At 57.3% G+C, this 18,679-nt stretch carries 13 protein-coding genes; 8 read left to right on the top strand and 5 right to left on the bottom strand.

Annotation, left to right across the window (positions count from 1 at the left end):
* The first annotated feature begins 103 nt into the window (after nt 1-103).
* Entirely contained in the window at nt 104-892 is a 789-nt protein-coding gene (locus ACFOTD_RS14705) for a glycosyltransferase family 2 protein (RefSeq protein ID WP_378119959.1), read from the top strand.
* A 144-nt stretch (nt 893-1,036) separates the two neighbouring features.
* Here the strand turns inward: ACFOTD_RS14705 and ACFOTD_RS14700 are convergent, their stop codons facing one another.
* Nucleotides 1,037-1,756, bottom strand: a complete 720-nt coding sequence (locus tag ACFOTD_RS14700; protein ID WP_378119958.1) for a glycosyltransferase — start codon at nt 1,754-1,756, stop codon at nt 1,037-1,039.
* A gap of 146 nt (nt 1,757-1,902) precedes the next feature.
* Complete coding sequence (locus ACFOTD_RS14695; protein WP_378119956.1) at nt 1,903-2,886, bottom strand: ketoacyl-ACP synthase III; 984 nt, start codon at nt 2,884-2,886, stop codon at nt 1,903-1,905.
* 207 nt (nt 2,887-3,093) lie between these two features.
* Here ACFOTD_RS14695 and ACFOTD_RS14690 point away from each other — a divergent pair, with 207 nt between their 5' ends.
* Nucleotides 3,094-4,242 carry a Gfo/Idh/MocA family protein gene (locus ACFOTD_RS14690; RefSeq protein ID WP_378119954.1) on the top strand — a complete coding sequence of 383 codons (1,149 nt, stop codon included), beginning with the start codon at nt 3,094-3,096 and terminating at the stop codon, nt 4,240-4,242.
* An 89-nt stretch (nt 4,243-4,331) separates the two neighbouring features.
* On the opposite strand, the gene ACFOTD_RS14685 is transcribed toward ACFOTD_RS14690, so the two are convergent.
* Nucleotides 4,332-6,194: an ADP-ribosylglycohydrolase family protein gene (locus ACFOTD_RS14685; RefSeq protein WP_378119952.1), complete on the bottom strand. Its 1,863-nt coding sequence runs from the start codon at nt 6,192-6,194 to the stop codon at nt 4,332-4,334.
* Between the two features lie 117 nt (nt 6,195-6,311).
* Between ACFOTD_RS14685 and ACFOTD_RS14680 the strand changes: the two genes are divergently transcribed.
* A complete protein-coding gene (locus ACFOTD_RS14680; protein WP_378119950.1) occupies nt 6,312-7,142 on the top strand; it encodes an AraC family ligand binding domain-containing protein in 831 nt (276 codons plus the stop codon).
* Between the two features lie 196 nt (nt 7,143-7,338).
* Here the strand turns inward: ACFOTD_RS14680 and ACFOTD_RS14675 are convergent, their stop codons facing one another.
* Both ACFOTD_RS14675 and ACFOTD_RS14670 read right to left on the bottom strand, forming a co-directional pair.
* The gene (locus ACFOTD_RS14675) at nt 7,339-8,889 is read right to left on the bottom strand and encodes a response regulator (protein WP_378119948.1); all 1,551 of its coding nucleotides are present in this window, start codon (nt 8,887-8,889) and stop codon (nt 7,339-7,341) included.
* Between the two features lie 6 nt (nt 8,890-8,895).
* On the bottom strand, nt 8,896-10,662 hold the full coding sequence (locus ACFOTD_RS14670) for a sensor histidine kinase (protein ID WP_378120086.1): 1,767 nt from the start codon (nt 10,660-10,662) through the stop codon (nt 8,896-8,898).
* A gap of 226 nt (nt 10,663-10,888) precedes the next feature.
* Here ACFOTD_RS14670 and ACFOTD_RS14665 point away from each other — a divergent pair, with 226 nt between their 5' ends.
* The 5 genes from ACFOTD_RS14665 to ACFOTD_RS14645 all read left to right on the top strand — a co-directional run bounded on the left by ACFOTD_RS14665 (nt 10,889) and on the right by ACFOTD_RS14645 (nt 18,665).
* Entirely contained in the window at nt 10,889-12,253 is a 1,365-nt protein-coding gene (locus tag ACFOTD_RS14665; RefSeq protein WP_378119946.1) for an ABC transporter substrate-binding protein, read from the top strand.
* Nucleotides 12,254-12,341: 88 nt separating this feature from the next.
* Nucleotides 12,342-13,223 carry a carbohydrate ABC transporter permease gene (locus tag ACFOTD_RS14660; protein ID WP_378119944.1) on the top strand — a complete coding sequence of 294 codons (882 nt, stop codon included), beginning with the start codon at nt 12,342-12,344 and terminating at the stop codon, nt 13,221-13,223.
* A 1-nt stretch (nt 13,224) separates the two neighbouring features.
* Nucleotides 13,225-14,043: a carbohydrate ABC transporter permease gene (locus tag ACFOTD_RS14655; protein WP_378119942.1), complete on the top strand. Its 819-nt coding sequence runs from the start codon at nt 13,225-13,227 to the stop codon at nt 14,041-14,043.
* A gap of 51 nt (nt 14,044-14,094) precedes the next feature.
* On the top strand, nt 14,095-15,705 hold the full coding sequence (locus ACFOTD_RS14650) for a hypothetical protein (protein ID WP_378119940.1): 1,611 nt from the start codon (nt 14,095-14,097) through the stop codon (nt 15,703-15,705).
* Nucleotides 15,663-18,665: a carbohydrate-binding protein gene (locus ACFOTD_RS14645; RefSeq protein ID WP_378119938.1), complete on the top strand. Its 3,003-nt coding sequence runs from the start codon at nt 15,663-15,665 to the stop codon at nt 18,663-18,665. Before ACFOTD_RS14650 ends, ACFOTD_RS14645 begins: the two co-directional genes overlap by 43 nt.
* The last annotated feature ends 14 nt before the right edge of the window (nt 18,666-18,679 follow it).

Raw genomic sequence — 18,679 nt, 5'->3', positions numbered from 1 at the left:
AATAGCTCGAATGGCTTGAATGGCTTGAATGGCTTGAAAGGCTTGAAAGGCTTGAATGGCATTGACCGGACGCAGCAGCCTCATCGGGGAGGAGGAACCGAGCATGAGCAGCGCAGGTGCGGGCAAGGGCGGCAGCCCGGTCGGCGGTCAGGACGCAGTCCGGCCGAAGGTAACTGCCGTCATCCCTTTTTATAACGATCCGTATATCGGGGAAGCCGTCGAGAGCGCGCTGGCGCAGCGCTTCGAAGGGCTGGAGGTCATCGTCGTTGACGACGGCTCTACGCGCGAAGCGTGGCGGCTCGACCGGTACGCAGGCCGCATTCACGTGCTCGGCAAAGCCAACGGCGGCACGGCGAGCGCGCTTAACCACGGCTTCCGCATGGCGCGGGGCGAATACGTCGCCTGGCTGAGCTCGGACGACCGATGGCTGCCGGGCAAGCTGGCGCGCCAGGTCGAGCATATGGAGCGGACCGGGTCGGCGCTCAGCCATACCGCCTTCCGTACGATCGACGCCGCCGGCGTGCCGGGCTCGAAGCCGGTGAGGCTCGCATTTGAGAGCCGATACGACTTCTACCGGTCGCTGCTGCGCTCGAACGCAATCAACGGCTGCACGGTCATGCTGCGTAAATCGCTGTTCGAGCAGTTGGGCGGCTTCGACGAAGGCGCGGTTTTTACGCACGATTATGACTTATGGGTCCGTGCGGTACTGGCCGGCTATCCGCCGACCTATCTGAACGAGCCGCTCACCGAATACCGCAAGCATGCCGGAATGGGGACGGTTCTCCACAAAGGCGAAGCGGAGGCGGAATTCATGGCGACAGCGGCCAAATACAGAGGAAGCCTGACCCGGTTGCTCACTGCGTTGCGGCCGCCGGCGGGCAGGGGAAGATAAGGAAGGCTCTCGCAAAGCGAAACCGTTCAGCCGGGAAAGTTGCGGCTGGACGGCTTTTTGCGTGCGGCGGAGCGGCTCATTCTTAGACGCAACGTCAAAAAGACGCCCGGCGTTCGTTCGCCGCTGCGTCCTTTTATCGTGCAATCATCCGCCCACGCGGGCGATCAGACCGTTCAAGCCGTGTACGTACCAGTTGTGGACCATGGCGAACTCCGCGTTGACCTGGTCCAAGTGGCGGGAGGTGCCCGAGTTGGCATGCCAGCGGTAGGCGGTGAGCGGCGAGTTGACGAAGTGAAAGTCGAAGCCCGTCAAAATCACCCGGAGCCAGTAGTCGTAATCCTGGGTGTAGCGCAGCGCCTCGTTGAACCATCCGATACGGTCGACGACGCTGCGATGCATCATAACGGTGCAGCCGTTGATCGGGCAAAAAGTGTGAAGTCCGCGTAAAAAAGCCCCGGCGCTGGCGAACTTGACGGCCAGCTGCGGCTTGAGCAGCTCTCCGCCGGCGCCGATCAGGTCGAAGTCCGTGCTGCTGATCAGCGCGCCTCGCGTCAGCATATGGCCGAGCTGGCCGGCTACCTTGTGCGGATAAAAAATATCGTCGGAGCTCAGCCACGCGATATATTCGCCGTTGGACATGCGGATGCCGTGGTTCAGCGCGCTCGCCGTGCCGCCGTTCGCCTTGCCGACGTAGTGGATTCTGGACCGGTACGGATCCAGCAGATGCTGGTTTGCGGTCGATCCGTCGTCCACGACGATGATCTCGATATGCTGATAGGTCTGTGCCAGCGCGCTGGCGACCGCCTGATTGACGTAGCCGTCGTTATAAAAAGGGATGATGATGCTAACCAAGGGGCTCGACATCGCATGCCCTCCTTTCCCCGCCTCTTCTACATAACAGTCTATGTCCAAGAGGGGAAGGAAGGCACGACGCTTGACCGGGGGCAAGCGTCATGGATGGCGAATCGTTTGTAACATGACCGCATTCATTCATACCAGACCAGATCAGATCAGATTGCCCAGCGAAGCAGCAATCCCGCCTGCGTCAGACCGCTGCCGAACCCGTATAGCGCGACCGTCTGCCCGGCTGCGAGCCGGCCGTCCTTCACTGCGAGGTCCAGCGCCAGCGGAATCGAGGCCGCCGACGTATTGCCGTACTCGGCGGCGCTGGTCAGCGCGCGCTCGTAAGGCATATCGAGCCGCTCGCAGATCGCCTCGATCATGCGCAGGTTCGCGCTGTGCGGCACGAGCCAGTCGAGCTGCTCGGCAGCCAGTCCGCTGTCCTGCAGCAGGCTGCGCACGCCGTCGGGCACGGTAGAGAGCGCCCACTTGTACACCTCGCGGCCGTTCTGCACGATGCGCCCGTCGCCGGCGAGCGGCTGGCCGTTCCAATCGCTCGATAGGCCCGAGGCATACACGTGAATGCCGCCGCTGCCGTCCGTCACGGCGTGCGACGCCAGGAAGCGCCCTTCGTCCGCGCGCTCGACGAGCACGGCGCCTGCGCCGTCGCCGAACAGGATGCAGGTGGAGCGGTCCGCGTAATCCGTGATCTTGCTCAGCGTCTCGGCGCCGATGACGAGGATCTTGCGGTACATGCCGGTCAGAATCAGCCCGTTCGCCGTCTGAAGCGCGGAGACGAAGCCCGCGCATGCGGCGTTCAGGTCGAACGCAAGCGCGGCCTTGAAGCCGAATGCTTCCTGCACGCGCGAGGCGACCGAAGGGAATGGATGGTCGGGCGTCGTGGTGGCGACGAGGACGCCGTCGATGTCGTCGGTCGAAGTCGGATATCTGCTCAGCAGATCCCGCAAGGCGGCGATGGCGAGGTGACTTGTAAACTCGCCGTCCGCGGCGATGCGGCGCTCGCGGATGCCCGTACGGCGGACGATCCACTCGTCGTTCGTATCGACCAGGGCGGATAGCTCATCGTTGTTCAGAATGCGCTGCGGCAGATGGCTGCCGATGGCGGTGATAGCGGAACGGGATTGGAGAGACATGGCAGAATCCTCCTTGGGTTGGCGCCAGGTATTAGTACCAGGTTTTAATACCATCATACGCTTCTCGAAGGAAAGAGTCAATTCAATCCGAACGAGAGTACAACCGCAGGGCAGCAGGGGTAATAAAAGCTGTATGCATAGATCATGGGCTGGCGCTTCGTGCGGATTGGATGAATACAATCAGCGATAGGGGGCAAGCGAGACACAATGCTTAAAGTGGGAATCGCAGGCGCAAGAGGGCTGAGCGCACTTAAGGGGTTTCAAGGGATTGAAGACACGGAGGTTGTCGCGCTATGCGACTTGGACGGAGATTATTTAGATCTGAAGGCGAAGGAACATGGCATTCCCCGAACCTACCGCATCTATGAAGATATGCTGGAATCGGATATCGACGCGGTAGTCGTATCGACACCGATGCAGCTGCATGTTCCGCAGTCGATCGCCGCGTTGCAAGCCGGCAAGCACGTGCTCTGCGAAGTAACGGCCGCCGTGGCGATGGACGAATTGTGGTGGCTGAAGGAAACCGTGGAAGCATCGGGCAAGGTTTATATGATGGCTGAGAACTATTGCTACATCCCGCAAAATCAGCAAATTTTCCAAATGGTCCAACAAGGGTTGTTCGGAGAGGTCTACTTTGGCGAAGGCGATTATTTGCACGACATTCGCAACCTGGCTTTTCAAGCGAACCGCGTGGAACGGCAAGCGCATATCGGCAAGCCGACCTGGCGCAACTATTGGCAGCTTGGCAAGCGGGGCAACTTTTACCCGACGCACAGCCTCGGGCCGATCATGCAATGGTTTCAGGGCGATCGTATTCGCACTGTCTCGACATTCGGAGCCGGCTGGCATACGGATAATCGCTTTCGTCAAGAAGATACGTCGATTACGATCTGTCAGATGGCAAGCGGCAAGCTCATCAAGCTGCGACTCGACTGCATGTCCAAGCGGCCGCACAATATGTCCTATTATGCGCTGCAAGGAACCAAAGGCTGTTACGAAGCGCCGCGCGGACTTGGCGATACGCACAAAATTTGGATAGATGGGGATGGCAGCTCGGCCGAAGATCCGCAGTGGCGTCCGCTAAGCGACTTCGACGACTATTTGCCGGAACGATACAAGAAGGCGACCGAAGAACAACGTTCGGCGGGCCATTGGGGCGGAGATTATTTTATCGTCGAAGATTTCATCAATGCCGTAAGAGGGGCTGGCAAACCAGCTATCGACGTCTACGATGCCTGCGAGTGGACGGCGGTCGCCCTTCTGTCGGAGCTGTCGGCGATGAACGGCGGCAGAGCCATGGACATGCCGGACTTCCGCAACGCATCTACGATCGCGGAGCAGGGCATCGAATTTTAGAAAGTGAGCGATAGCTCGCGAACCAAGCGGGCTGGGATCACGATGAATTGTGATTCCAGCCCGTTTCAATAATTATTATTAATTGTGCTTTATTCAGCTAGAACAGAAGGTGCATGTGCATCGAAATATACTTCGATTAAGTAAAAAAACTCTCCGATCTTAGATAAGTTTTCTGCGAGGATCGGAAGAATGAAAAGCTCGAGAGGCTTTTCGTCCTTCATGATCTCGATCCGGATATCATGGGTGCCGGCAGCCAAGCTTAGTTCATGCATCTTGCTTCTCGGCGAACGGTGATAAGCAGGCATAAACTCCGTTTCTTGGTCGTCTTCGAATAAAATCGTTCCGTTCAGCCACACTTTAACCGGATTAGCCGTTCCTGCGATCAACCGAATGGCTTGTTCATTTGGATTGACAAGCTTGGAAACTGCGGTATATTTACCAGGCACCGTCGTATTCAAGGCGCTGCTAAAGTCAATTCGATCACCTGCGCAGTCGACCGTTTGCATAACCGATTCATTCGGGCCGGATATTTGCCATCGTGACGCGGCCAGAAGATTGAAATGAACGGTTTCTTTCGACCATTGGGCATGATCATGGATTCGGTGGATGATTAGCGCTATCTCATTCGTTACGGAAATGACTTCAGGTGCATGGATCGTGTCCGTCCAAGTCAGTACGCCGCCAGGTGCAAGGTTAAAGGGGCGAGTACCTGAGCCGCTCCAGGCATCGGGTAGCTGCCAATCGAGATTCCCGTTCCATGCCTCTCGGGAGTGGTTCACTAAAGTCAGTGAAAGTTGTTTTGCTCCGCCGCGTCCGATCGAAGGGCCACCCATTCCATAGTCGATTGTCAGTTCTAAGCCTAATCGGGTAGTCCGTGTGCCTTGGGGGAGCAGAATACGATTGGCAGTAAAGGGGGTGTTCCATAGCGCAGTCACCGTGTCAGGCACTTCTAGAATTTCTACTCCGGCCCCCCATGTCGCCAATACTTCGCGTCCGGCCCGCATCGTGCGATGAGTCAGCTCATCCAAAGTAGCTGGAGCGGGAAAGCCTTTAATTTGTGGGCTGACGACGATTCGATCGCCAACTGGATTAACCCATCTATCCGGCAGAAGCTCCGGTCCGAGAATCATCCCTAGTATTGCACCAAGTGTAGCCGCGGTACAGTCCGTATCATAGCCGCAGTTGACTGCCTTCAGCAGACAGTCCTCGAAATCGGTTCCGTACAGCCAGCCAAGAATCGTAAAAGCGATATTTTGCGGAGCGTCCGTAAAGTTGTCGTTTCCGTGATGCTCAAGAATGAGGCGGCGCGTTTCCAACCAATCCTTACCTTCCTTGTGCCAGCGGAGCAAATCGTGAATGGCTTTTGCGGTCCGACACGTCGGAGGAATGTGCTGCAGACCGATGTTGATTAATCGGTCTCTGTCCGTTTCGATAAAGATAGCGCTTTCGATAGCGGCGAAAAACATTTCCCCGTATACGCCTTCACCGCCTGCATGGTCGACGATCGCATCCTGATAGGCATAATAGGCAGCCACATGTGGTGCGCCGGGAGCAACCATTGCCCATATTTCCGAGCGTATAGGTGAGCCCATGCAATCGGTAAACGGATTGTTGAACCATCCCGCCACGGGAGCTGCTAGTCCTCTGCGCAAGTTAGCTAGGGCATAGCCGTATTCGTCGAACGGGAAAAATACGTGTTCTACCCATTCTTGTCCTAACTCGATCGCTGTTAATCGCGCTCCGTATTGCTCTAAGGCATGCAGCCAAACGAGCTGTAAATCTAAATCGTCGTTTTCCAGCGGTCCATCGGGTAATTTTGGATAGAACGTTAAATTGAGCAGCTCCTTGGAGCCTTCCACCGGCGCTCCGAGCGTTCCCCCTATATTTTTACCAAGCCAGCCTCCATACACCCGGCGATAGTAGTCCTGTTCAGCGATGGTCTTACTAGCCATCATTCAAACTCCTTTTGAGCGCTTATTTTTTTGTTATACTGATCTTAGCAGTGAGCGAGTTGCTAAATCCATGTACAGCTTTAAGATTAGGACCGTCTCAAAAATGGGAGGTAAGGCATGGAATATTTTTCGCTACCTCGGACTTCCTCACTGGATGTTAGATGGGTTGGCGTATTTGAAACGAGTAGCGGCTTAGCAGGGAGCAACCATTATAACCCGCATTATGAATTGATCGTGGCAGCGGAAGGGCCTGTTTACCTGCAAGTGGGGGAGCGCAGCCTGGTATTGAAATCAGGAGAAACTTTACTGTTAAAGCCCTGGGAGCAGCATTCCAGTCTGAAGCAAACAGATTCGGGCAGGTTTTTCTGGGTGCAGTTTACGTCCAATCCGCCTTTGCTTGAGCTGGACGGCTCGAAGATTGCGAGAGAAGACCTTAATATTGTCCATGTTCTGCCCAATGAATTGAGAACTTCATCTCACCGAGATGTCGATGGACTGCTCATTCCAAGACAATTTCAGTTGACGAACCGCTACCGGATAATGACCGAGTTCGAAAGGCTGATAAAGGAATCCAATGAGCCGGAAGGGTATTTTCGCTACCGGATGTCACTTATCCTGGCCGGGATTCTGGAGCATATCGCTGACGAATCGCTTCACTCCAATCGTGAATTTCAAATTTCCGGGTCGTTTCTTACATTTCGTAAAATCGTCAACTATCTGGACGAGACCTATGCACAAAACGTCAGAAAGGAAGCGATAGAGCGCAGTCTCGAACGCAAATACGAGTATATCTGCCAGGTGTTCAAGAAATATGCGGGCATCACGATCGTAACGTATATCCAACAGCTTCGAATTCAGCGGGCTAAATATTTGCTCGCGAACAGAGCTGCCAGCCTGCAAGAAATTTCCGCTGAAGTTACGACCGCAAAACCGTTCGATACCGCATGATCGATCGTGGGGACGAATTTCCTTCCCAACGACCACATTAAATCGTTCGGATGTTAGTTAGGCGATCATAGACAAGCGACGGATCCCCGTAGATGTCCGACGATTGGGGGACCGAAATTCTTAAATCATATATGAAAACGATCACTTGAATGCGCATCGGTTGCAGCGTTCGATTGGAGACGGAGCAAATCATAACTCAGATCGTCTCGCGGTATTCCGAAGGACTCACGCCTGTCACGGACTTGAACAGCCGGCTCATGTAATAAGCATCGTCGTACCCGATGGCGGCGGCTACGTCCCTGATCGTCAACGGAGGGACGATGCTAAGCAGCTCTTTAGCCTTCTCGATGCGCAGCCTGATGATGAATTCCATCGGGGGAATGCCTTTGTGTTTTTTGAACAGGCTGCTGACGACGGCGGGCGTGACGCCAAAGTGCGCCGCGACGGACGGCAACGACAGCAGCTCGGTATAACGGCTGCGAATATAGCGTTCCATCTCGAGGACCAGCGCGGGCTGGTCCTCTTTGACCTGTTTTTCGGCCCCCGCGAGCTGGAACAGCTCGTCCAGCAGAACCCACATGCCTTCCAGGAGGGCAGCGTATTTGTATGAGCCGGAGATCAACTCGTCGATTTCCAGCTCGATCTCGAGCATACGCGGCTGGCTTGGACCGGGATTCGTCTGATGGAATAGCTGGACGACCCGCTTGAGCACGCCTTCCAGCCTGATCTGCGGACATGACTGGCGTTCGCAGTCGCGGAGCAGCGCGGCAAATTCCGCCTTGAAGGGGCCGGGCTGCCGCTTCTCGATCCAGTTCAGCAGCAGCTTTTCCGCATTGGCGGCCAGCGGATGATCGGGAGTCCGCTCGCTTTGCTCGTCGGCATGCGGATCGATTCGCCGGGACTGGCCGAAGACGGCGAATTTCTGCAAGAGAATCCGGTCCCGCTGGAGCAGATAGGGAAGGTCGTCCACGGCTGTGAAGGGCGAGCGGGCAACCATCGTGACCGGGAACCGGCACGCCAGCAGCTTGTCGTACAAACGGTCGGCGATGTCCGCAAATGCCATGCCGGGCGCGCCGGGAGAAGCGAGAATGACCAGCTTCTCGTTGGCATGGTTCAGCTGCACGGTCCAGAACCGATGCGGCTTGGGCACGAGCTCGCCCAGCAGCCTGGATAGATCGTTCTTAAGCCAAAAGTCCTTGGCCGGCGTCAGCCAATTGCCTCCGAATCTGCTGACGGATCCCGCGCACAGCAGCAGCCCACCAAAGGCGCGATAGTCCCGGAACATCCGCTCCAGCTCAGCCGCAGGGGGGAGAAAATCGATCTCCTTGCGGACGATGTCGTCCAGCAGCTCGTCCTGCCGTTTGCTTTTCTCCGCTTCAAGAACGTCGTGCAGCTTGCCCAACAAGTCGCCCAGCGCCTGGGGAGAGAGCGGCTTCAGCAGATAATCCTCCACGCCGAGCTGCAAGGCTCTTTTTGCGTAATCGAACTCCTGATAGCCGCTTAGCAGCACGATTTTCGCGTCAAGCCCCCGTCTGCGCAGCTCTCCGATCAGCGTCAGCCCGTCCATCGTCGGCATCTTGATATCCGTGAAGACGACGTCCGGCCGCGCGGCTGCGATCAGCTCGAGCGCCTCGTCGCCGTCGGCAGCCTCCCCGACAATCGCAAACCCGTCATGCGCCTGCCGAATGCTGTTCTTAATATTCCGCAGCAGCAGCGGCTCGTCGTCGACGACCACGATTTTGTACATGTCGTACTAGCTCCTCCTTTCGCGTGCGATTTTTCCGCCGATCGTGACGGTCGCGCCGCCATTCTCGTCGCTGCCTAGCAGGAAGACGGCCTCGTTTTTGTACAGACTCTTCAGGCGAATGTAAATATTCGCGAGCGCCATGCCGCCGATTTGCAGACGGTTCTCGTAATCGTGACTGTCAAGGCGCCTCTCGAGTTCCTCGATCTTGGCCATAAGCTTCTCCAGCTCCCCGGGTCGGAAGCCTTTGCCATTGTCCCGCACGGTCACCGTCCACGTATCGCCTTCCGCTGCGCCGCCGATGCGAATGCGGTAGGGCGGCTTGACGCCCGCGAAGCCGTGGTTGAACGCATTTTCGACGAGCGGCTGCAGGATGAGCTTGGGCACGGGAATCGATGCCATGTCGCCGTCGAAGACAATCTCGTAGTCCAGCCGGTCTTCATAGCGGAAATGCTGCATGGCCAAGTAGTTGGCCGCATGCGCGAATTCGTCCGCCAGGCTCGTCCGCGATGCGTCATAGGAGCCGATGTAGCGGAGCATCTGGCCCAGGCGGCTGCACATCTCTACGATGTTGTCGTTCCCCTGCTCCTGGCCGACGGCGCTGATGCCCATCAGCGAGTTGAAGAGAAAATGGGGATCCATCTGGGCCTGCAGCGCTCGCATATGCGCCTCCATCTCCTTGGAACGCGATTGAATCGTTTCGTTCATCGACTCCTGGAGCCGCTGAAGCGTCTTGCGAAAAGCCATGTTGAGCAGCGTAATCTCGTTGTTGGCGCCTTGCAGCCGGATCGGATCGCCCGGGTTGTGCAGCGAGATCGTCTGCAGCGACTTGCGCAGCTGCTTGATCGGAACGGTCAATCGATTGGTGATGAGCAGCAGGAGCAGCGACGTGCCTAGTATCAGTCCGATTCCCGCGTAAAGGATCATTCGCTGCATCCGGTAGACCGGCGCCATGAAGTCCGCTTTGGGAAGCGCCTCGTAGACGGTCCAGCCCGAGAGCGGCGCGACGCCGCGATAGACGAGCTTATCCGAGCCGAATGCCGCCATCTGCCGTCCCTGCAGGTCTGCCGGGTAGACGATCGTGCCGCTGCCGTCGGCGACGACAATCTCCGCCTGCCCGACGAGAGAAGGCGCGCAGATCTCTTCCAGCAAGGCATAGGGCTGCTGGATGACAACGTAGCCGAGCGGGGATGAATTGCCCCAGGAATATACCATTTTTCTCGCAAAGGAGATGAGTTTGACGGGATTTTGTTCCCGAAAAATCTGCTGATCGTCGGCTGGAAGCAGCACCGAGTTGCCGTCCTTTGCCCGGATGTCCTTCAGCCAAGGAACCTGGCGCAAATCCGAAGCTACGGAGAAATTGTTGTCCGGCAGCACCGACCAGGACACGTAGTTGCTTTTCCCGTTAAAAATAACGACTCTTCTGGCCTGATTTTTGGTCCCCACGATCGAGAGGAGAACGTCGATGATCCGCTTGCGCTGATCCGGGAAGCGGTCGAAATAGTTGACATCCCCGTTCTCGTATTCGAGCGTATCCACCAGCATCTCCTGCAAGTCTTTATTGAAAAAAATGACATTGGACAGGTCGTCCATCCGGTCGACGAGCGAATCGATCTGCGTCGCGATCCGGCCGACCGACTGTTCCATTCCCTTGTAGGAATTGTCTTTGAGCGTGTGGCTGATATAAACGTAAAACAGCGCGGCCAATCCCAATATGATTGCGGATACGAAGGTCGAGTAGATGATGAACATCTTGAACGGAAAAGAGATTCTCATCCGCAAGCGGCATTCTTCCTTTCGTTCGGGTCGTCGCCGTGAATCGGCAGGCAGCTTGAGCCCGCCGGCTGCTCCTACGATAACATAAGGCTTGTCGGCGTGTAAGCCATTTAAAAATAATCCATCGCGTCCGGCCGAAATTGTCCATTTTGAGAGATGGCGTATTGCTTTATGATGAATGGCGAGAGCTCTCGCACCGACGAACGAACAGGGAGGTTGCAACAAAATGAGAAACGGACGGAAAGCGGCTTTATCCTTATTGACCCTGAGCGTGCTGCTTATGGCCGCCTGCGGCGGCAACGATGGAGGCAATGCGGCGGCATCGCCGGATGCAAGCCCGGCGTCAACCGGCGCTTCGGCGCCCGCAGAGACGAATAAAACGCCGGTCAAGCTGACGTTCGCCACCTATAATGCCTGGTGGAACATGGAAAACCTGCAAAAGGCGATCAAGATGTACGAAGAGGAAACGGGCAATACGATCGAGCCGCAGATCTACCCGGACGATCAATTCATGAACGTGCTGAAGGCGAAGCTGGCGACGGGCGACGTGCCGGACGTGTTCGCCTTCAATCCCAGCGTTAAGGACTTCGGGCAGGATCAGCTCGCGCCATTGACTGGACCCTGGGTGGATAAGCTCGACAAATCGCGGGCCGTGAAAAACGGATACACGTGGGCCGGCGACGACAAAGTCTATGTGGCGCCATACGGCAGCACCTCGTTCATGGGATTGATGTACAACAAGGACGTCGTCGCCAAGGCGGGCGTGACGCTCCCGCTCAAAACATACGGCGACCTCCTCGCGGCGGCGGAGAAAATCAAGGCGGCCGGCGCCATCCCGCTGTACTTGCCTAACAAGGAGGCGTGGACCGCGCAGATCGACGTCTTCGCCGGCTCGCAGTACATCGCAATGAAGAATCCCGACTTCGCGCAGCAGGTCGCGTCAGGCAAGCTGAAGTACCAGGACGAGCCGCTGCTGGTCGACATGTTCAAGCGAATCGCCGACTTCCAGAAGAAGGGCTATATGAACGCCGATATGGCTTCGGCGACGATGCCGATGGCAGAGCAGGCGCTGGCGGAGGGCAAGGCCGCGTTTGTGGCGGGAGGCAACTGGCTGTACCAGGACTTCGTCCTTAACTATCCGGACAAGGCGGCCTCGATCGGCATGACGCCGTTCTCGTGGGGAGACGACCCCGCCGATCTGAGCGTCTTTAAGGGCGGCTCCGGCAACGGTCTGTATATTCCCGCGGCGTCCAAGCAGCCGGAGGCGGCGATGGACTTCATCAACTTCGTCATGAGCGACAAGGTCATGCAGGCGATGTACGAGATCGCGCCCGGCGCGAACGACGTGGGCGCGCCGACCAAGGCGAGCCCCTGGGATACCGAGCTGCAGGCGCTGGTCGACAACGGCACCGCCAAGACGGGCGACGCCTTCAACGATGCCGCCAATGCGATCGAACCGAACTTCGATTCGGGCGACATGGGCGCCGCCGGCCAGGCGCTGTTCGCGGGCAAGGACCCGTCGAAGGCGCTTGAGGATTTGTACAACAGCGTAGCCAAGAAAAACAAAGCCAAAAAAATTCCCGGCTTCTGATCCCGATCCGGCAGCAAAGCTCCATAAAAAGCAGAAATAAGTCCTGCCCGTCAGGGCGGGCTTATTTCTTGATCGAAGGTGATTTACGATGACAGGCAAACGCAAATCTTTCTATTCTTTGACCTTTCTCCTACCCGGCATGGCCATCTACCTGGTCTTTTTCATCGGACCGAACCTGCTCAGCCTCGGACTCGGCTTTACGGACTGGTCCGTGTACAGCATGACGGAGTTCGGCTTCAACGGCCTCGATAACTTCAAGCAGATGCTCTCCGAGTCGATTTTCAAAAAATCGATAGTCAACACGTTTTATTTCGCTTTCGCTACCGTCATTCTTAGCAATGTAATCGGTTTTTTGCTCGCTGTCATTATGAACGCCAAGCTGAAGCTCGAGTCGTTTTACCGCAGCGCGTTTTTTATACCGACGACGCTGAGCTTCCTGGTCGTCGGGCCGGTGTTCAACGCGCTGTACAACCCGGAGTCGGGACCGATCAACACTTTTCTGCGCGCGGTTGGGCTCGGTTCGCTCGCCAAGGGATGGCTGGTCGATCCGGCTTATGCTATGAATAGCGTCATCGTCATGAGTGTATGGTCGGGTATCGGGGTCACGATTCTGCTCTATATTTCCGGCTTGCAGTCCGTACCGCCGGAATATTACGAGGCTGCGGAGATCGACGGCTGCACGGCGTGGCAGAAGCTGCGGCACGTCTCGATTCCGCTGATCGTGCCGTCGATCACGGTCAACATCGTGCTGTCGCTGATCGGCGGCTTGAAGGTGTTCGGCCAGGTATTCGTGCTGACGAACGGCGGTCCGAACGACGCGACCCAGGTGTTCGGAACGCTTATATTCAAGACGTTCGGGGACGGGCTGCTGGGCTATTCCTCGGCCGTCGGCTTGGTGTTCACCGTGATCGTCTGTCTGATGAGCTTTGTGCTCGTCTATGCATTAAGGAAGCTGGAGGCGGAGTACTGAGATGAGAAAGTCTACTGCCCGCAAATGGCCGCTTGAGCTGGCCATGCTGCTCGTCACGCTCGTCTTCGTCATCCCGGTATGGATGGTGCTCGTCAACTCCTTCAAAAACGAGAAGGACGCCGCTTTTTTCGGCATCGGCCTGCCGGGAAGGCTGCACTTCGAAAATTATCGCAAAGTATTCGCGGAAGCCGACATTGTGGGGGCGTTTCTGAACGGCATGCTGTATTGCGCAGTCGTCGGCGTATTGTCGCTCGCCTTCGCTTCGATGGCCGCCTTTGTTATTGCCCGGTCCAAGGGAAGGCTGACCGAGCTGTCCTATTATGTATTCCTGTCGGGCATCGTGCTGCCGGGGGCGATCATCCCGACCTTCTTCCTGCTGCAGCGGATGGGCCTGATCGGCACCTATGCTTCGGTCATCGTCGTGCTGCTGTCGATGACGATGCCGATCGGCGTCTTCCTGTACACCGGGTTCGTCAAAACCGTGCCCGTCGAGCTGGACGAGGCGGCGATCATCGACGGAGCGGGCAGAATGCGGCTGTTTTTCGGTATCGTGTTCCCGCTGCTGACGCCGGTTACGATCACGCTCGTCATTTTCAACTTTATGGGCGTCTGGAACGATATTACGACGCAGCTTTATTTCGTGGACGCGAGCAAATGGACGATGCCGATGATGGTGTACCGGTTTCAGGGGATGTACAGCACCAAGTGGAACCTCGTGTTCGCGGATCTGGTTCTTACGTCGTTGCCCGTCATCATCGTGTACATCCTCGGCCAGAAGTATATGGTGTCGGGCATGACGCAAGGAGCGGTCAAAGGCTAGCCGGCCGCAAGTGAGCTTGTCGACGTTCGAACTTATGGGAGGGATGCTCGCATGATCGGAAAAAAAGCGAAAAGGGGACTCATCGTCATAGTTGCGGCGTTGCTAACGCTGGCGGGAGCGCCGGCCGGGTACGCGCAGCAAAGCAACGTCAACGCATCGGCATCCAAGTACGGCTCCGACAAAAACGAGGCGATCGTTTACGACTTTTACAATTCGACCGCGCCGACGTCTTATTATTACGATCCGAACGACCGCTATCAAGGCTGGAACGGCTGGACACAGCTCACGCCGTCGCTCGACAATCATGCGCTCAAGCTGGCGATCTCGGGCGCCAATCCGCAGTTTTACAGCGAAGACCAGCTGCATCTGAACGCCTCGATCTACAAATACATCCGCATCCGCATGATGAATCCGAACCCGACCGAGAGTGCGAGCATCTCATGGACGACGACGGCGGATACGACCTGGAATACGGCCAAATCGAAAGCGTTTACGATTCGCGGGAACGATGTCAGCTACTACGAATACGTCATCGATCTGAGCCAGACCGCCTCCTGGAGCGGCACGATCAAGCAGCTTATGATCAAGCCGGAGATCGGCGTCGGCAGCGGCAACATCTATATCGACTATATCAAGCTCGATACGGAAAACCTGAATCCGGGTGCGCTGACGTACAACTTCGACTACGATATGAACGGGTGGGGCGTCACCGGCGGCTACGGCGGCGCGACTGTGAGCGCGACCCGCGGCATCATGACGATCGCCAACACGAACGCCGCACCGTATGTGTATTCGCCGGACTGGCTGCTGTTCGATCCGACGGCGGTCCAATATATTCGCATCAAAATGAAAAACCGCTCCGCGGCGACCTCCGGCAAAATTTACTGGAACACTGTAGCCGATGCGAGCTTTAACGAAGCCAAGTCGGCCTCGTTCGCCATCAATCCGAACGACTCGGAATTCACGGAATATGTGGTCGACCTTAGCCAGACGGCAGCCTGGACAGGCGGCGGGACAGTTCGCCAGCTTCGGCTCGATCCGGAGCGCGGCGTCGCCTCGGGCGTCGAGGAGGTCGACTATGTCATCCTCGATACGATCAATCCGTCCGACCTCGCGTACACATTCGGCAGCGGTACGGCCGACTGGACCTCGGACGATTCGCTGTCCGCTGCGGGCGGCGCGCTGACCGTGCCGAATACGACGGCAGACACGAAAATCTTTTCCCCGAACAATCTGAACGTTAACGCCAGCCTGCTCAAATACGTCAAAATTACGCTGAAAAACAACACCTACAGCAATGTGGGACAGCTCTATTGGACGACGACGGACGATCCCGATTTTGACGAGCGCAAGTCGCAAACCTTCATTATTAATGAAATGGATAGCGGTTATACGACGTACACGATCGGGCTGAATCAAAATCAATACTGGCGGGGGACGATCAAGCAGCTTCGGATCGATCCGTCGAGCATGCAGCCGAGCGGCAGCTCCCAGATCACGCGGATCGCCGTGGTTGCCGACGGGGATACGTCCGCGCAGAACGGCCAGGTGCGGGAAGGCTTTTTGGACTATACGGTCGAGGACACGGCAGCGGCACGATCGATCAGACGGGCGGACCCGTGCAGGGGAAATATCAGAAGGACACGGTATGGAATCCCGTGACGCTCGACAAGGGCTTTACCCGTTATAACGGGGAGCTGACGCCCTTTAAGATTGACGATGTGTCCGATTCGGCTAAAAGCTCGGTGTCGCGAAGCATCGCCCCGCAAAAGAGCGGCTTGCTGGAATGGGACTTCCTGTTCGCGATGGACAACCCGTCCGCGGGTGGCACCGAATGGCGCCTGATGGACGGCAATACGCGGATCATCGGATTCGTGATGGAAAACGGCGGCTATTTCAGCAGCTATCCCGCCAACACGCTCGCCCAGATTACGCCTTATCAATGGTATATGGCGAAGGTCGTCGCGAACCTGGACAACCATACGTATAATGTATGGCTCAACGGCCAGCAGGTCGGAACCAATCTGGCGTTTGAAAATGTACCCGCGGGCAGCATCGACAGCGTCTATACGGGCACCTCGGTGAGCGGGAAAGTGAAGCTGTACGGCAAAAACCGGATTTATAAAATCGGTTATTTGTACAACGATTTCTTCGGCGACCGCCCGAATACGGCGCCGACGGGCCTTGCGACCGGCGGCAGCGGGGGCACCGCGCTCGTGCAACTGGTGAACAAGTCCCGCAGCGGACTCGCGCTGACGGACAATTCGGCCTCGAGCAATGTCACGGTCGGCGGCACCTTCTCGGCCGCGCATGGCGTCGTCGAATACGAGACCGATTTTATGCTGCCGACCAAGCAGGACGGCGTCAGCTTCAAGCTGAAGAGCGGGGCGACGGACGCGGTGCAAATCGTGACCGGCGGCGGCAACCTCGCCTATGTCGATGCGACAGGCGCCTCGCATACGCTGTGGGCTAATTATAAGGTCAACGTGTGGTACAACCTGATCGTCCGGGTCGATTTGTTCGGCGGCAAAGCGACCTTTTACGTGAACGGGCAGGACAAGTCGGGGAGCGTCGGACTGCGGAACGCCGTCACCACGCTCGACCGCTTCGAGACGGGCACTTCGACGCAAAATCAGGGTGTGCTGAAGCTGAGAACGGTGCGAGTGGCGCCCTACTATCCGTCGACAGTCCCGTATGTGGACAAGTCGTCCAGCACGACCGGCTGGACGGGAATTCAGCAGTGGAACGGTCTGGGCACGGTGCTGAACCGGATGATGATCGGCTACGGCACGTCGGACAAGACGCCCTATTTGGGCTATTACGACGATATGAACAAAGAGGCGGTCGACTGGCAGGTTAAGTTTATGGCCGAGCACGGCATCGATTTTGTCGCTCCGTTTTTTTACGCGGACGCGTTCGACTTCGCAAACCCGGTATTTACGCCGCGCGGCACAAGCTTCATGGATACGCTGATCAAGCGGTCCACCTACAAGGACAAGCTGAAGTTCGCGATGACGATGGGCGAGCTGCTGCAGGCGGGAGACAACTATGAAGCGGAGGGCGGTACGCTGACCGGAGGCGCGCAGCTTTTGACGAACCGGCAAGGGTACAAGGGCTGGGGCTTCGTCGGCTTTGCCGGCTTGAACAATGCGGCCTCGTATGCCGTGAGCGGCGAGGCGGGCGGCGCGCGGAAGCTGAACATCCGGTATGAAAACGCGCAAGCCGGCGCGCGAACGTTAAGTCTGTACGTGAACGGAGCGAAAACGGGGCAGGTAAGCTTCCCGGTTACGGCCGCAGGCAGCGGGGATAAATGGGGCATGGTCGCCGTCGACGTCACGCTCGCTGCGGGCGTCAATACGCTCAAGCTGCAATACGATTCCGGCGACACCGGCAATATCGCGATCGACAGTCTGAATCCGGTCGCGCCGATCCCGCTGCATGACGAGATCATGAACAATCTGCTGCCGTACTGGATCGAGATGTACTTCAAGAACCCCAATTACCTGCTCGACGACAACAAGCCGGTCATTCTGGTCTACGATTCGGGCTCCCTCATCGCCCAGCTCGGCTCCCCCGGGGCGGTCGCCGGTCTGCTGAACGAGATCAAGCAGGCCTTGATCGCCGAAGGCTTTGCCGGGGCGACGTTTATCGCCGAACAGCGGCCGAACGGCGGGGGCGACGGGCATATCGGGGACGGATCCGCGGCGGCGCTGGACGACCTGCGGGACGCCGGGTTCGACTATATTTACGCCTACTCCAATCAGTACAACAACTCGCAAATGAACAACTGGGCGACGCAGGCCAAAAACGCCGGCATCGACGCGATTGCCTCGCCGGGCGTCTCCTGGGATTCCCGTTACTGGTACCTGGATTACAGCGGCGTGTATGTGCAAATCAATACGCCGTCGCAATACGAGGACCATCTGAGGTGGGTGCGGGATTCCTATTTTACGCAAAGTGGATTCAACAAGGGAAGCGGATCGCTCGCACGTAAAATGACGCTGTTCGACAACTTTACGGAGTTCGGAGAGGGGCACAGCATCAGTCCGAGCAGTCTGTTCGGCTTCGGGTGGCTGAACGCGATCCGCAAAACCTTTACGACGGCTTCCGAGGGCCATTCCGACGTCAGGCCGGAGGGGCCGTACAACGCATTGTACAGCACGCTCGTCAGCTATAATATGCCGACCGTAGCCAAGGGAGAGTTCGAGCTGCTCGGACCTGCCGAGAACGCAAGGTACGGACCGCTCACGGACCGCTGGACGTTCAACGGATTTGCCGGCGTGCAGCGCAACGGCAGCGTCTGGGGCGCGCCGGATGCGCCTGACGGCGTACAAGCGGCGTTCATCCAGGGGCCGGGCACGATCGCCCAGCCGGTCGTGTTCGATACGGCCGGCGTATACAAGTTGCACTTCAAGATGGCCCGCCGCTCGGGGAGCACGCAGACGGTCAACGTCTACTTCGACAGCGCGCTGATCGGGACCTATACGCCTTCGTCGCTCGCTTACGCCGACTTTTATACCGATGCGGTCGCGGCAGCGGCGGGCACCCATACGATTCAGTTCAAGGGAATGACGAGCAACGACAATACCGTTTTCCTCGACAGCGTCGGCTTCGTCCAATAATCCCGCCGCGAGCG

It is taken from the genome of Cohnella sp. GCM10012308 (genome assembly GCF_042649185.1).
GTDB lineage: Bacteria > Bacillota > Bacilli > Paenibacillales > Paenibacillaceae > Cohnella.
This window is presented reverse-complemented; position numbering and strand designations above follow the sequence as displayed.

Coding starts and splice junctions, on each gene's coding strand:
- ACFOTD_RS14705 (WP_378119959.1), top strand. CDS start 104: ATGAGCAGCGCAGGTGCGGGCAAGGGCGGCAGCCCGGTCGGCGGTCAG.
- ACFOTD_RS14700 (WP_378119958.1), bottom strand. CDS start 1,756: ATGTCGAGCCCCTTGGTTAGCATCATCATCCCTTTTTATAACGACGGC.
- ACFOTD_RS14695 (WP_378119956.1), bottom strand. CDS start 2,886: ATGTCTCTCCAATCCCGTTCCGCTATCACCGCCATCGGCAGCCATCTG.
- ACFOTD_RS14690 (WP_378119954.1), top strand. CDS start 3,094: ATGCTTAAAGTGGGAATCGCAGGCGCAAGAGGGCTGAGCGCACTTAAG.
- ACFOTD_RS14685 (WP_378119952.1), bottom strand. CDS start 6,194: ATGGCTAGTAAGACCATCGCTGAACAGGACTACTATCGCCGGGTGTAT.
- ACFOTD_RS14680 (WP_378119950.1), top strand. CDS start 6,312: ATGGAATATTTTTCGCTACCTCGGACTTCCTCACTGGATGTTAGATGG.
- ACFOTD_RS14675 (WP_378119948.1), bottom strand. CDS start 8,889: ATGTACAAAATCGTGGTCGTCGACGACGAGCCGCTGCTGCTGCGGAAT.
- ACFOTD_RS14670 (WP_378120086.1), bottom strand. CDS start 10,662: ATGAGAATCTCTTTTCCGTTCAAGATGTTCATCATCTACTCGACCTTC.
- ACFOTD_RS14665 (WP_378119946.1), top strand. CDS start 10,889: ATGAGAAACGGACGGAAAGCGGCTTTATCCTTATTGACCCTGAGCGTG.
- ACFOTD_RS14660 (WP_378119944.1), top strand. CDS start 12,342: ATGACAGGCAAACGCAAATCTTTCTATTCTTTGACCTTTCTCCTACCC.
- ACFOTD_RS14655 (WP_378119942.1), top strand. CDS start 13,225: ATGAGAAAGTCTACTGCCCGCAAATGGCCGCTTGAGCTGGCCATGCTG.
- ACFOTD_RS14650 (WP_378119940.1), top strand. CDS start 14,095: ATGATCGGAAAAAAAGCGAAAAGGGGACTCATCGTCATAGTTGCGGCG.